The organism is Maribacter stanieri (assembly GCF_900112245.1).
GTDB lineage: Bacteria > Bacteroidota > Bacteroidia > Flavobacteriales > Flavobacteriaceae > Maribacter > Maribacter stanieri.
Map to the genome: position 1 here is coordinate 442,523 of NZ_FOYX01000001.1, position 14,328 is coordinate 456,850.

Annotated in this window: 17 protein-coding genes; 10 read left to right on the plus strand and 7 right to left on the minus strand. The window is 33.6% G+C overall.

The genetic code is table 11. From position 1 onward, the window contains the following. The first annotated feature begins 49 nt into the window (after nucleotides 1-49). From BM296_RS01875 to BM296_RS01895, 6 genes are all read left to right on the plus strand, one after another. Complete coding sequence (locus BM296_RS01875; RefSeq protein ID WP_143099033.1) at nucleotides 50-412, plus strand: hypothetical protein; 363 nt, start codon at nucleotides 50-52, stop codon at nucleotides 410-412. 152 nt (nucleotides 413-564) lie between these two features. Further along, a complete protein-coding gene (gene cutA / locus BM296_RS19760) occupies nucleotides 565-867 on the plus strand; it encodes a divalent cation tolerance protein CutA (RefSeq protein ID WP_091901045.1) in 303 nt (100 codons plus the stop codon). Further along, nucleotides 864-977, plus strand: a complete 114-nt coding sequence (locus BM296_RS19285; protein ID WP_394365300.1) for a sodium-dependent bicarbonate transport family permease — start codon at nucleotides 864-866, stop codon at nucleotides 975-977. Before cutA ends, BM296_RS19285 begins: the two co-directional genes overlap by 4 nt. A gap of 35 nt (nucleotides 978-1,012) precedes the next feature. Further along, a complete protein-coding gene (locus BM296_RS01885) occupies nucleotides 1,013-1,576 on the plus strand; it encodes a DNA-3-methyladenine glycosylase I (RefSeq protein ID WP_091901047.1) in 564 nt (187 codons plus the stop codon). A 21-nt stretch (nucleotides 1,577-1,597) separates the two neighbouring features. Then, nucleotides 1,598-2,185, plus strand: a complete 588-nt coding sequence (locus tag BM296_RS01890; protein ID WP_245786954.1) for a hypothetical protein — start codon at nucleotides 1,598-1,600, stop codon at nucleotides 2,183-2,185. Further along, a complete protein-coding gene (locus tag BM296_RS01895; RefSeq protein ID WP_091901049.1) occupies nucleotides 2,166-2,861 on the plus strand; it encodes a DUF2490 domain-containing protein in 696 nt (231 codons plus the stop codon). The genes BM296_RS01890 and BM296_RS01895 overlap by 20 nt, the downstream gene beginning before the upstream one ends. On the opposite strand, the gene aat is transcribed toward BM296_RS01895, so the two are convergent. Next, entirely contained in the window at nucleotides 2,853-3,485 is a 633-nt protein-coding gene (aat, locus tag BM296_RS01900; protein ID WP_027065851.1) for a leucyl/phenylalanyl-tRNA--protein transferase, read from the minus strand. The genes BM296_RS01895 and aat overlap by 9 nt on opposite strands. A gap of 133 nt (nucleotides 3,486-3,618) precedes the next feature. Beyond that, nucleotides 3,619-3,996: a DUF3127 domain-containing protein gene (locus BM296_RS01905; RefSeq protein ID WP_027065850.1), complete on the minus strand. Its 378-nt coding sequence runs from the start codon at nucleotides 3,994-3,996 to the stop codon at nucleotides 3,619-3,621. A gap of 126 nt (nucleotides 3,997-4,122) precedes the next feature. On the opposite strand from BM296_RS01905, the gene BM296_RS01910 reads away from it, so the two are divergent. Both BM296_RS01910 and BM296_RS01915 read left to right on the plus strand, forming a co-directional pair. Beyond that, nucleotides 4,123-5,271 carry a sensor histidine kinase gene (locus BM296_RS01910; protein WP_091901051.1) on the plus strand — a complete coding sequence of 383 codons (1,149 nt, stop codon included), beginning with the start codon at nucleotides 4,123-4,125 and terminating at the stop codon, nucleotides 5,269-5,271. 2 nt (nucleotides 5,272-5,273) lie between these two features. Beyond that, nucleotides 5,274-5,630: a hypothetical protein gene (locus BM296_RS01915; RefSeq protein WP_091901053.1), complete on the plus strand. Its 357-nt coding sequence runs from the start codon at nucleotides 5,274-5,276 to the stop codon at nucleotides 5,628-5,630. Here the strand turns inward: BM296_RS01915 and BM296_RS01920 are convergent. Together BM296_RS01920 and greA are read right to left on the minus strand one after the other, a co-directional pair. Then, nucleotides 5,617-6,009 carry an HIT family protein gene (locus BM296_RS01920; protein WP_027065847.1) on the minus strand — a complete coding sequence of 131 codons (393 nt, stop codon included), beginning with the start codon at nucleotides 6,007-6,009 and terminating at the stop codon, nucleotides 5,617-5,619. The two genes, BM296_RS01915 and BM296_RS01920, sit on opposite strands and share 14 nt — an antisense overlap. Before the next feature lie 77 nt (nucleotides 6,010-6,086). Continuing rightward, nucleotides 6,087-6,563, minus strand: coding sequence for a transcription elongation factor GreA (gene greA, locus BM296_RS01925; RefSeq protein WP_027065846.1), 477 nt, complete (start codon nucleotides 6,561-6,563; stop codon nucleotides 6,087-6,089). 132 nt (nucleotides 6,564-6,695) lie between these two features. On the opposite strand from greA, the gene BM296_RS01930 reads away from it, so the two are divergent. Next, the gene (locus tag BM296_RS01930; protein ID WP_317041471.1) at nucleotides 6,696-7,133 is read left to right on the plus strand and encodes a Rieske (2Fe-2S) protein; all 438 of its coding nucleotides are present in this window, start codon (nucleotides 6,696-6,698) and stop codon (nucleotides 7,131-7,133) included. A 3-nt stretch (nucleotides 7,134-7,136) separates the two neighbouring features. Here BM296_RS01930 and BM296_RS01935 read toward each other — a convergent pair whose 3' ends face one another. Both BM296_RS01935 and BM296_RS01940 read right to left on the minus strand, forming a co-directional pair. Then, nucleotides 7,137-7,802: a hydrolase gene (locus tag BM296_RS01935; RefSeq protein WP_027065844.1), complete on the minus strand. Its 666-nt coding sequence runs from the start codon at nucleotides 7,800-7,802 to the stop codon at nucleotides 7,137-7,139. A gap of 104 nt (nucleotides 7,803-7,906) precedes the next feature. After that, on the minus strand, nucleotides 7,907-10,069 hold the full coding sequence (locus BM296_RS01940; RefSeq protein ID WP_091901055.1) for a TonB-dependent receptor: 2,163 nt from the start codon (nucleotides 10,067-10,069) through the stop codon (nucleotides 7,907-7,909). Nucleotides 10,070-10,437: 368 nt separating this feature from the next. Between BM296_RS01940 and BM296_RS01945 the strand changes: the two genes are divergently transcribed. After that, nucleotides 10,438-12,897 carry a hybrid sensor histidine kinase/response regulator gene (locus BM296_RS01945; protein ID WP_091901057.1) on the plus strand — a complete coding sequence of 820 codons (2,460 nt, stop codon included), beginning with the start codon at nucleotides 10,438-10,440 and terminating at the stop codon, nucleotides 12,895-12,897. Here the strand turns inward: BM296_RS01945 and BM296_RS01950 are convergent. After that, complete coding sequence (locus BM296_RS01950) at nucleotides 12,872-14,230, minus strand: sigma-54-dependent transcriptional regulator (RefSeq protein ID WP_091901059.1); 1,359 nt, start codon at nucleotides 14,228-14,230, stop codon at nucleotides 12,872-12,874. The two genes, BM296_RS01945 and BM296_RS01950, sit on opposite strands and share 26 nt — an antisense overlap. Nucleotides 14,231-14,328: the final 98 nt, after the last annotated feature.

Consider the following 14,328-nt stretch of genomic DNA (forward strand, 5'->3'; position numbering starts at 1 on the left):
CACAGAAAAGATGTTTACAAAAAGAATGTTTAATTTAAAATGTAGTGTTATGAAATATACCATTGTACTGCTTGCATTTTTAATGTTTTCAACGAGCAGCTTTAGTCAAAACGAGGTCAGTAATTTAAAACCTGGCGATATCTTATTTATAAGTAAAGATGGAAACACACCGTTTCAACATCTCTATTTTCCAAAAACAAATTTTATTATTAAGCGCGGCGCCATTGCCAATTATAAAGGTTTAAATGGAATGCATGTAAAAATTGAATCATTAACAGATGACTATATCGCAAGAATAGTACCTGTAAACGGTAGCAAATTTTTTAATAAATTTTCTTACGTAAATGCCAATTTAAAAAATGCATTAAACGACGAAGAATTAAAGCAGTTGAATACTGGATATAAATCTTAACTGTTTATATAATTAGCGATTAACGGAAATCCTAAATGGTCTTTATAAAAGTGCTGTTTAGGATTTTTTATTACCTACAAATCAACAACTGCAGTATTAAAGAAGAGTAATAAAAAGGGATGTAAAATATTTAAAGTATGATTCTAGCTTAGATTACGGTTAAGAATAAAAAACAGGCAAAAGAGATCACAAAACTACTTTTAGAGCAGAATTTGTTATTTACTGCAAACATTTCAACAACAAAGGTTTTTAGAAAGAGTAGGGCTACTGGATTGATTGAAAAACACAAACAGACAGTGATAGAAGGCAAAACAAAATCATTACTATTTGCAGCCATAAACACGCTGTTAAGAAAAAATTATTCCAAAAACATGCCTATGCTTTATGCCGTACCTATTGTTTACATGGACGAAGAAAAAACTAAGCCGCTACGAGACCAGACAGCCAAAGTATAAATACTACAGTTAATCTAAGCCCAAGTTTATATTTGCCTCTGGCAATTACTTTCCCTTTCAACATTACTATAGGAATGCCCATTTATTTGAGTATTGTTAACTGGTTTTAATTTGACCAGAAGCCAATATATAGTACTTTTAATTCATGGATAAAAATAGATGTGGCTGGTGTAAAGGCGATACCCTTTACGAAAAATACCATGATCAAGAATGGGGCGTGCCTGTAAAAGATGATGCATTATTGTTTGAGTTTTTAGTGCTGGAAACTTTTCAAGCTGGGTTAAGCTGGATCACCATTCTTAAAAGACGAGAGAATTTTAGAGTTGCTTTTGACCATTTCGATTATAAGAAGATTGCCAAATATCCTGAAACTAAAATTCTAGATTTACTACAAGACGAAGGTATCATTAGAAATAAATTAAAAGTTAGGGCTACAGTAACCAACGCCCAGGCATATATAGAAATTCAGAAAGAATTCGGTTCTTTCAGTGACTATATTTGGAAATTTGTAAATCATAAGCAGATTAAAAACGAGCTAGTAAATTATAAAGAAGCACCAGCAAATACGCCTATTTCAGATACCATTAGCAAAGACCTTAAAAAGCGAGGTTTTAAATTTGTAGGTAGCACAATTATATATGCATTTATGCAAGCTACCGGTATGGTAAATGACCACCAATTAGATTGTTTTAGATACACCGAAGTCTAAGTAATAACAAATATACCTACCATGAATAATATTCAAGTAAAAATAATCTTAGCTAGTTTTTTTTTCTGTTTTCAACTAGCACACTCTCAATATAAATACGAAAAGGAGCATCGTATTCTTAAATCTCAATTTCCTACAGAAGCAATTGCTATCATTGAAGAAAATATCACAGATTATAAGCGCATTAAATTTTATAAAGAAACAGATAGTATAAAAATCAGTTATGAGGCAAAACTTAAAAAAGATAAACTTTGGTACAGTATAGAATTTAATGAATACGGCAAGCTGGAAGACATAGAAATACTAATAAAATCTACTGACGTACCAAATGACACCTATTCAAACATTGAAAGCTATTTGAACAATAATTTTACTAAATATCGAATTAAAAGACTACAACAGCAATATCCTTCAACTAATGATTCATTTGATGAAATTTTTAAAAATGCATTTCAAAATCTTATTCTACCCTCTAACAACTATGAAATTGTAGTTGTTGGTAGAAAAGAGAAGGGATATTTAGACTACGAAATCTTGTTTGATGCTGACGGTAACTTTAAACAAATAAGAACCTCTCTACCTCCAAATTATGACCACGTGCTTTATTAAGGGATTATTTGTTAGTTTATTTATAGTATGGATAGGAACTCTTAACCTACAATCTCAAGACAATACTACTGCATATTGGGAGCCAGAAGTATCCTTAAACTATAAGGCAACCCCTTTACTAAAACAGAATTTTTCATTATCAAATAGAAATTACATCTACAATGACCAAAAAGCGCAACTTACCGTACGGCAAATAGAAATCTCCCATTTTTCATCTTTGGCAATTGACCCATATAAAAGTATTGGTTTAGGAATCCAATATAGATTTAGAGAAGCCTTTGAAAATGACAAGGAAAATGAGCTTAGATTTACAGAGCAATTTAATATTGCCAAAAAAACAAGTAGCGCACGTTTAGGCCACCGATTTAGAATTGAACAGCGCATACGACCCACTAGTTCTGAACATCGTTTTAGATATAGATTCGCTGTAGATATTCCCTTAAAGGGTTTGAAAATGGATATTGGAGAACCCTATTTAGTAGCTACAACAGAGTCGTTACTTAGCCTTGGAAAAAGTATAAAACCAATGTATGACCAAAGAATAACTTCTCAAATAGGATGGTCTATTTCCCATAATCTAAAAGCACAGTTTGGCATTCAATATAGAATGGAAAATTATACCGAACGTACGGAGCATGTGTTCTTTATTTTAAACAGTCTTGTAATCTCACTTTAAGAATTTTACAAACTCTTTTCTCGAAATTTCTTTAGCACCCATACTTTCTAAATGGTCTGTATGTAGTTGGCAATCTATTATATTGTATTCTTTAGCTTGTAATTCTTGCGCCAATTTTATGAAAGCAAATTTTGACGCATTAGATGTTAAACTGAACATACTCTCGCCGCAAAATATATGACCTAAATCAACACCATATAAACCACCTACTAGCTTGTCTTTTTCCCAAACCTCATAAGAGGTCGCTATTCCTCTTTTATGCAATTCAATATAGGCATTCTTCATTTCCTCCGTTATCCACGTACCATCCTGCCCCGCTCTAGGAACAGAAGAGCAATGTTCTAAGACTTCTTTGAAACACGTATTTACCGTTAAGGTGAATTTGTTGTCACGAATTACTTTTCGCATACTTTTAGAGATTTTAATCTCATTTGGATAGAGTATCATTCTGGGATCGGGACTCCACCATAGAATAATAGAATCATTATCAAACCAAGGAAATATTCCACTTTGATATGCCAACAATAATCGTTCTGGAGAGAGATCACCACCCACCGCCAATAGACCTTCTACATTAGCACTATCTACTGGTGGAAACACAAGCTCGTCGGTTAAAAAGTACATGGCTACTTAGGGTATTCTAAATTTATCTGAAATTAAATAAAGGGTGTAAAACAAAAAAACTTGTTCAACTACTTAAGTTAAACAAGTTTTTTATTTAGAAGGCATACTGCCTTATAAAATTTCTTTACGATCCTTAGAACGGAAGATCGTCATGATCTTCTTCATTTAAGTTATCTGCAGGCTCAAAAGCCTCCATTGGTGGTACTGGTGGCATTCCTGCTGCAGGTGCACCTTGAGATGCTCCTTCTATACGCCATCCTTGAATAGAGTTAAAGTACTTAACCTGACCTTGAGGATTTGTCCACTCTCTACCTCTAAGGTTGATGCTAACTTTTACATCTTGCCCTACTGCATACGTGTTCAACAAATCACATTTATCTTGTACAAACTCTACCATTATATGTTGTGGATATTGCTCGTCTGTAGTAACAACCAATTCTCTTTTTCTAAACCCATTAGACCCAAAAGTTTGGGTTTCACCTATCAATTTAACTTTACCTTCTATTTCCATCTTGAACTCTTTTTACAATAGTCTACAAAAATACATAAAATGATGCGTTAATAAAACATGGTGCAACGATAACAACACAACAATTATTCACAATTAGGGTTATCTTTAGTATTAGATAACTATTGGATGAACTTTATTCCTAAAAACAAAATTTCCAACATTTTTCTATTGATAGGCTCCTTTGTAGTAGTGAGCCTAATCTTATGGAATACCAATAGCTTTTTCAAACAATTTAAGGAAGAGGAACGTTTAAAAATGGAGATTTGGGCTACGGCACAATCAGAATTTTTACAATCATCTGAAACAGTAGATTTAGGAAGTCTTCATCTAAAGGTATTTCAGAACAATACATCTACCCCAATGATTCTTATTAACAAAGATGAATCTATACGGGTAAATAATTTTCCACCTAATAAAAAGCAAGATTCGGCCTATATTCAACAACAACTGAGTAAATTCAAGAGCGAGAATACTCCTATTTCTATAGACCAACAAGGCGAACATTTAGCAACCTTATATTATGGAAACTCTGATGTGCTTAACAAACTAAAGTTTTACCCTATTGCCTTACTCTTAATAATTTTTCTCTTTGCCGCAGTAATCTACTTCTTGTTTAAAACAAACAAAGCTGCAGAACAGAATAAATTATGGGCCGGTATGGCAAAAGAAACCGCACACCAAATTGGCACTCCACTGTCATCTCTTTTAGGATGGAACGAATTGTTGAAATCTGAAGACATCAACCCTAGTATTACTAAAGAGATTGAAAAAGATATTGATCGATTACAAACTATTACAGAACGTTTCTCTAAAATTGGGTCTCTACCAAAACTTGAAGAAAGTGACATTGTAAAAGAAACCCAAGATGCTTATGACTATTTAAAGCGAAGAAGCTCTAAGCTCATTCATTTTTCATTTAACACTAAAGTTGACTATTTACCGGTTATGCTCAATAGTTCATTATATAATTGGACTATAGAAAACTTGGTTAAAAATGGAATAGATGCCATGCGTGGAAAGGGTAGTATTGCCATAGAAATAGTTCAAGACAATAAATTCGTCAACATTTTAATAGCAGATACCGGGCACGGTATTTCAAAAAGCAACTATAATAGTATCTTTACACCAGGTTTCACCTCTAAAAAAAGAGGATGGGGTCTTGGTCTTTCTTTAGTAAAACGTATCGTAGAAGAATATCACGACGGTAAAATAAAGGTGTTATCATCTGGCAAAGAAGGAACTATAATGCAAATTTCTCTAAAAGTGTCTCACTAATTATGACCAAGGAAAAATTAGAAGTTATTAAAGAAGCCAAACTGAACAATAACTGTCCTGAATGTTTTAATCAAGATTTGAATCTTACTTTTTATCAAAAACATACCTACGGTAGCTTCTTTCATAAAATTACATCTGAACTAAGCAACAAATTAGTTTGCAACACTTGCCATTCTACAATCTATCCTGTAAGCTGGACGGATGATATAGAGCGCATGTTCAATTACTACCAAAAGACAGCAGTACCAGCTAAAAAATCATCTAAACCAACATTACTTTTTTACAGTTTAATATTGGTAATGATCGCCTTGGTGGCAGCTGTAATATATTTGTTTATTTCTGGAGCTATTCCACTTTAGCGCCTATAGCCTGGGCAAGATCAGAAAGCTCTTCATTACTTAGTTTTACCTTATGTTGAAAAGTGGCATCTTTCATTTCATTTAAAGGAATTAAATGCACATGCACATGTGGTACCTCTAACCCAATAACCGACATACCTACACGCTTACAATCAACTGTTTTCTCTAAAGCTATACCTACTTTTCGTGAAAATGACATAAGTCCTAAATATGTCTCTTCATCTAATTCTAATATTTTATTGACTTCTTTTTTAGGTATACATAGTGTATGCCCCTTTGCATTGGGGTTGATATCTAAAAAAGCTAGAAAATTTTCATCTTCAGCTACTTTAAAACATGGTATTTCACCATTAATAATCTTAGTAAAAATAGTTGGCATAGTTTCTAATATTTAGTGGCAATAAAAAATCCTACCCTAATGAATAGGATAGGATTAAATATAGTTATTTAAAAAATTTAGGCTCTTGTAATTTCAAGAATTTCAAATTTTATAGCTCCGCTAGGCACAACAATTTCTGCCGTATCCCCTACTTTTTTACCTAATAGACCTTTACCTATTGGAGAACTTACCGAGATCTTACCTGTCTTTAGATCCGCTTCACTTTCTGCAACCAACTTATAAGTCATTTCCATGCCATTATTTTGGTTTTTCAGTTTTACCGTTGATAGCACCAAAACTTTAGAAGTATCTAATTGAGACTCGTCAATTAAACGTGCATTTGCAACGGTATTCTCCATCTTTGCAATTTTCATTTCCAAAAGGCCTTGCGCTTCCTTTGCAGCATCATATTCTGCATTTTCAGATAAATCACCTTTATCTCTTGCCTCACCGATTGCTTGAGAAGCTTTTGGACGCTCAATATCTCTTAAATGATTTAGTTCTGCCTTAAGTCTTTTTAAGCCTTCGACAGTATAGTATGATATGTTACTCATAACTTCCTCGTTTTATAAATAGACAAATCCTCTGCAATTGCCTGTTAGGTCGGCTTTTTAAGAGAGGATTTAACACAAATATACATAAATTTTACGCACATTTGCTTAAGTTTTTCAAAACAAAATTAAAGCATGATGAGCAGATTAAGTATCTTAATTTTATTGATTATTTCAGCCTGTAGTAGTGATGGTACTAATAGAAATCCTTATTTACAAGAAATTAATTTTCGCTTTGAAGCTAATTTAAATTTACCCTCTTATAGTCCACTTACAAATACCGGTAGCGCCGTATACATTCCAAGTGATCTTGCGGGTACAAGAGGTGTTTTTGTTATTAATTCAGGTTTTGATCAATTTAGGGCATTTGAAGGTAGTTGCCCAAATCATGCACCGAACGATTGCTCTACCATGGTTTTGAACGGACAAACTGCTACTTGTTCTTGTGAAGATTATGAATACAGTTTATTTACCGGGCAATTATTAAATAGACCTGACGACGAAAACAGATATTATGATATGTTAGAATACCGTACCAGCATTAGTGGCGGTAGTGTTATTATCTTTAACTAACAACTATTCTTCTAAACGATACTTATCCATTATTTCTTTAAATAATTCTCCCGTACTTGGTGGAGTGTAAGAAATGGCATTCGCACCTGCCTCAATGGCATCAAGAATAGTTTCTTCTGTTTTTCCGCCTGTTGCAATAATGGCAACATTGGCATCTAAATCTCTTATTTTCTTAATAATATCGGATGTTTTACCAGCACCTGAAACATTAAAAATATCAACCCCTGCAGCTAACCTGCCTTTTATATCATCTTTTTCAGATACTACGGTAATAGTTACGGGTATATCAATTTTTTCTTTGAGTAATGTAATAAGACTATTAGGCGTAGGTTTATTTAAAACCACTCCCAATGCGCCTTGAAACTCGGCATGTATTGCCAATTCCAATGACCGTACCCCTGTAGTTAGTCCGCCACCTACTCCACAAAAAATAGGTTTGTCTGCAGCCAAAATAAGTGCATTTGAAATTACCGGTTGTGGTGTAAATGGATACACCGCAATAATAGCATTGGCATTCGTGTTTCTGATAATTGCCACATCTGTACTAAACAAAAACGACTTAATTGATTGACCAAAAACACGAATACCAGAGCATTGTGAAATTACTTCTGGAACAGTAACAATGTTGTTCCTTAACCTACTACCAAACACCGGAATATTACGCTCCATAACCCTGAAAATTAAGGGTCTAAATTAGAATATTCTTTACTACGTTAATGGAATTAGATAAATATTTAAGAGAAATTTACAATGCTATTCTACTATTATGATTTTTAAAAATTTACTGTTGCCCCTAATAAGAAATTAGTGCCTGCTTGTGGATAATATCCTTGAACTTCAAACGTATTTCCTGGTGTAGACCAACTGTCTAAATAAGTATATCCGTTAGATACATATTTCTCGTTAAGGATGTTATTTACCAACCCAGAGAATACAACTGACTTAACTACACTGTTCATTTTAATTTCATAAGTAATATTGAAATCATTAGTAAAATAAGAATCTAATTTAGATTCTTCTGTATCTGTATTACTTAAATACTGTTCACCAACAAACTTGGAATATAAAGAAAGACTTAATGCATCACATGGCATATAACTAAGCACATTACCCGCTACCAAGCCTGGTGAATACGCAATATTAGTATCTCCTAAACCTTGCAAAAGACCATCTCTGTCTATAAAGAAGTCTTTATTCTTATTATCACTAATTGATAAGTTTGGTCTAAGGTTAAACTTATCCCCCAATCTTATATTTGCATCTATTTCAAGACCAAATCTATAGCTATCTCCAACATTTTCTCTTAATGAGGCTCCAACATCATTAAGTTCTCCTGTTAAAACAAGCTGGTCTTTATAACCCATATAGTATAGATTGGTATTCACTTGCACATCAGCAGATACATAACGCCATCCTAACTCATAATCATTTAATTTTTCTGGCTTTGGATTACCGCCTTCATAGTCATTCCTATTTGGCTCTCTATTGGCAACTGCATACGACAAATAGAAATTGTTGTTCGCATTTAAATCGAACATAATACCGGCTTTAGGGTTGAAAAAATTAAACGTATCATCTACCAGCCCGGTATCTTCACCATTTGCCTGATAACCCACTGTTCTATACTGGATATCTCCGTATAGTGACCATTGATCATTTAACTGGTAATTTGCCTTTGTATATAAATTGAAATCCGTTTTCGTAGAGCTATCATCATAATAGCGATCTTGATAGCTACTGTTACTTGCATATTTAGCCCAAATAACTTCCCCAAAATGGTCTCCTTCATACTTATTGAAACCACCACCAACTATTAAATCTAGCTTGTCTTTCCTATAGTTTGCAGAAAATACGGTACCGTAAAAATCATTATCTAACCAACGTCTTCTAATTACATCAGTAGTATTTACATCTATCCCATCAACGTTTATAGGGTCAAAACCGTAGGTAGAGAAATCATCATCTTCTTTGTATTGCTCAAAGTACCCTCTACCTCTAGTATAATGTATCGCGATATTGGTACTCCAGAAATCTGAAATTTTCTCGTTCCATAATAACTGTGCATGGTCTTGCTTGTAATTATCTACTTCATTATTATAAAATTGTGTATTTCCCTCTGAATCTGTATAAATACCAGCAGAATTAAAAGTTCTGTCATCTTGTAAAGTTTGAGCATCAATACCATTCCAAGCTTGATAAGTAACCTCATGACCCCCAAATATTAATGCTTTGATCAATGTATTATCATCTTTGTATGCTCCTTGCAAAAAATAAGAATCTAGATCCGATCGTGCTCTATCAATATAACCATCAGAATTTATTTTTGATAGCCTACCTGAAATTTCAATATGGTCGTTTAGAAGACCCGTACTGAATTTTAAGTTATTTCTCAAGGTACCATAACTACCAATAGAAGTTGATATTTGACCATAGGCATCTTGAGAGAACCCATCTGTTAAGAGGTTAAGACTTGCACCGAATGCGCCGGCACCGTTTGTAGATGTACCTACACCTCTCTGCAATTGCAAACTCTCTGTAGAAGATGCAAAATCTGGCATATTCACCCAGAATGTTCCTTGAGATTCCCCATCGTTATAAGGTATGCCGTTTATGGTAACATTAATACGGGTGGCATCGCTACCTCTAACTCTAATACCGGTATAACCAACACCTGCACCAGCATCTGTTGTGGTTACAACCGATGGTAAAAAATTCATTAAAACAGGAATGTCTTGACCCAAATTTCTTGGCTTAATATCCTCTTTTGTAAGATTTGAAAATGTAACCGGAGATTCATTGGTTACTCTAATTGCAGAGACGAACACTTCGTCTAATACTACTTTTTGACCCTCTAAAGAATCGGTTTCCTGTTCTTGGGCACAGACACCCATACTCAGCGCAAAAAACGCCAAAATTGTGAAAATAGATAGTTTCATTCGTAAAATTATTACGAATAAAAGGGGCTATTATTCTAAGTTAAAATTGATTTTTGAGCAACTAAGCTCGGTTTCCAAAAGATTTCATATGAATAAAAAAAACCATACTACATCTTACTCCAAAAATCTAAAATAAATTTTTGAATTGTCCCTTGGCAGCATTACCCGCCCAGGTTCTTTGGGTATAATCTCAGCTTTATTCTAAATATGTTTAGAATTCGGCACCCCTTTGAGATGCCGCAAATGTAATGCACATAATTCATCTCTCATAAAGAAAACTAAAAAATAACTACTTGTTTATTTAACAACATTTTAGAACTGTTACCCAACGTTTTATCGTACTTATACTAAGTGTATTACTACTTTATATGGATTCTAAAAAGAATAAATTCACCCTTAAGATTACCGTTAGTTATTTACTATTAATCATATTAGGTGTAATAGCATCATACTATATCTACACCGAAGTTCAAGATTATATCGCTACCGAAAACACTAACGAAAATGACAGTAAACTACTAAAAACCAATTCTTTTCTAGCCCAACTTTACGAAGCTGAAAGCCTTTCTAAACTTGCTTTACAGACCAAAAGCAAGACTAATTTTGCGGCATATGAAAATAAGATAGACTCACTTTACATTAATATAGATGAATTAAAAACGCTTACAGATAGTGATTACCAACACGGACTTTTAGACAGTCTTAGCGCTCTACTGAACAAAAAAGTTACCAACATTAATGCTTTACGTTCCCTTAGACTTAAAGACCAAACTGGTACTGCCATAAATTCTGCACTAAAGGAATTTGATAAGCTTGAGGAATCTTTAGGCATTATAAAACCAGAAGGATTGGCACCAAATTTAGAAGAACTATCACCAAAGGCCCAAAGTGCCATTAAAAAAGTAGCGGATTATTTAAATGCAAACGTGCCCGACGAGAACAATCCACAACAAAAGGCACAGACGATGGATAGTGTAGTTCAGGTTTCTAAAAATCTTCTGAAGGATGTACAACAGGAAAACACCTTAAATGAAAATTCGTTAGCCGTACGAGAAACTAATATTAACAGAACAGATATTGAATTATCTCAACAACTACGCTCCATACTTTCTTCTTTTGAGCAAGAGATTATAATGAACAGCATCTCTAGTTCCATAAAAAAAGAGACTTTCTTAAAAAGAAGTATTCGGCTAGCCGTAATTGCTGCAATACTTGGTTTTCTGGTAGTCGCTGTTTTCACATTTATTCTTAATCGAGATTTTTGGAAAGCGAACTTATACAGAGAAAAACTAGAAAAGGAAAAAGCATACTCAGAATCTCTATTAAAAAGTAGGGAACAATTAATTGCTACAGTTAGTCATGATTTGCGAACACCGCTAAATACGATAAGTGGATATGCTACAATAATTGAAGAGTCAAAAAATACCGTAGATAATAAAGAACACATAACCCATATTAAATCTGCCACAACGTATGTAAATAATTTAGTAAACGATTTACTTGATTTTTCTCAGTTAGAAGCTGGTAAAATGATTGCCAAGAATTCTACTTTTAGGTTAGATAGATTGATACAGGAAACTTCTAAAAACATAGCTTCTCAATACAAAAACAAAGAAATTGAGCTTATTCTAAACTTAGGCGAGTCTTTAGAAAACCCAATTATATCCGATGCTTTTCGGTTACGTCAGATAATTTCAAATCTATTGGGGAACGCCTATAAATTCACCCAAAAAGGGAGTATTTCACTTTCGGGTAGTGTGGTCGATACAAATAAATCTAAAAAACTTATCCTACAGATAACTGATACAGGTATTGGTATTTCTAAGGAAAAACAAGAGCTTATTTTTAAGGAATTCACTCAAGCAGAAAGTGATACCGATAAAAAATATGGCGGATACGGATTAGGACTTACAATCACCAAAAAACTTACTGAATTACTAGGAGGCGCGGTAACATTGAAAAGCGAAATTAACGTAGGTAGCACTTTTACTCTTGAAATACCTGTAGCATTTGGCGAAAAAATCGATGAAAGCCAGCATGAACATACAGCGTTAGAATCATTAAAAATATTAGTGTTTGATGATGATACCGCTTTTTTAAAATTGATTGGCGAAATGTTGAAATCTGCAGGAATTGAAGCACACCTCTTTTCTGATTTCAATAACTACCAAACTAATGCTAATTTTGATTTTGATGCTGTATTAACCGATATAGAGATGCCTATCGTAACCGGTTACGAGGTAGTTGACAAACTAAAATCTGGCTCTTACCCAAGTTTTAAAGACCAACCTATTATTGCCATGACTGGCAGGAGAGATCTATCACCTGAGCATTTTATAGAAAAAGGATTTAACAAACTCATTCGTAAGCCATTCTCAAAAACAGAACTACTTCAAAAACTAAACGAAATATTTAATAATTCTGCGGAAGAGATAATAGTAGAGTCCATTAAACCCCACAATAAATCTACAGAACTTTACAGTTTAAAGACCTTAAAAATGTTTTTGGGCGATGATAAAAATGCCTTAGACGAAGTATTGCTGATTTTCATAAAAGACACTGAAGAAAATTCAAATCAACTAGATACAGCCGTTAAAAACATTGATGTAGCGCAAATAAATAAGACTGCCCATAAAATGCTACCTATGTTTCGGCAACTAGAAATCAATACTGCTATTCCTATTTTAGAAATATTTGAAGTATTAAAAATTGATGAGAATACATTTGAAAAATTGATGATCAAAAATGATAAACTACAAAAAGAGATTAATGTATTACTAGAAGCGCTTTCAGCAGAAATAGTTATAAATCCAAATCGTAATAGTTGATTCTGTTATAAAGTGTTTTTCTAGTTACTTGTAATAGCTTAGCCGCTTTAGACTTATTGTAATTGGTACGTTTTAAAGCATTTATAATCTGCTCTTTCTCAAAATCTGCTTTTGAAAGACTTCCTATTTCCACAGATTCTAAAACTGGATTCATTAACTCTGACGGCAATGCTTTTGCCTCAATTTTACTGGTTGTCGTTAATAGTACTGCACGCTGAATTACATTCTGTAATTCCCTAATATTTCCTGGCCAATGATATGCATTGAAAATGTCCCAAACCTCATCTGAAAAATCAGTTATTTGTTTATTCAACTTCTTATTGAACTTTTCTAAAAAGTGTGATGCCAATATAGGTAAATCTCCATGTCTGTTTTTCAATGCGGGTATTTGTAATGAAAATTCATTTAACCGGTGATACAGATCTTCCCGAAAAGTACCCTTTTCTACCGCTGCTTTTAAATCCTCGTTGGTAGCAGATAAAATTCTAACATCTACATCTATTTCAGTATTACTTCCTATTTTTTTAATCTTTCTTTCTTGCAATGCCCGTAATAGCTGTATTTGATTCTCGTATGATAAGTTACCGACTTCATCTAAAAATAAAGTTCCTTCGTTTGCCGCCTCAAAACTTCCAATTTTATCGGCTATAGCTCCCGTAAAACTTCCTTTTATATGACCAAAAAACTCACTAGCGGCTAATTCTTTGGGTATTGCCCCACAGTCTAACGCTATAAATGGTTTTGCTTTTCTAGAACTTTTCTGGTGAATATTCTTTGCAGTCACCTCCTTACCCGTTCCACTTTCCCCAATTATGAGAACAGACATATCTGTAGGCGCAACTAAAACAATATGCTCTTCTAAAACCTGGGTCGCTTCACTTGTTAACACTAACTCATTTGAAGTAGTTATTTCTCCTTCCTCAACATCCTTTATACTATCATTTGTATTTGATGAAATAACAGGTTCTTTAGCACTTGTTGGTTTAGCATTTAAAGCGCCATCAATAACTAATAACATTTGGTCTGGCGTAAAGGGTTTAGATATATAATCATAAGCACCCATTTTCATTGCTTTTACAGCTGTAGCCACCTCTGCGTAACCGGTCATAACAATTACCGGAATACTACCTTTAAGTTCAGAAACTAATTTTATACCGTCATATTCAGGTAAGCGCAAATCTGTAATTACCAATTGAAAATCTTGTTCCTTTATCTGCTTTTCGCCATCTAATCCAGTATGACTTAATACTACATCAAAATTATTTCTTGCCAAAAACCTTTGAAGCATTTGTGCAAAAGAAGTATCATCCTCAATTATTAAAATTTTGGGCATAGTGGTTTGGGTGTTCTAAGTATCTACGTAAAAATACCATATGCCGACTATTAGTATTTTAAAATTATCATAAAGCTTTTAAGAGTTGAATTAAAAAA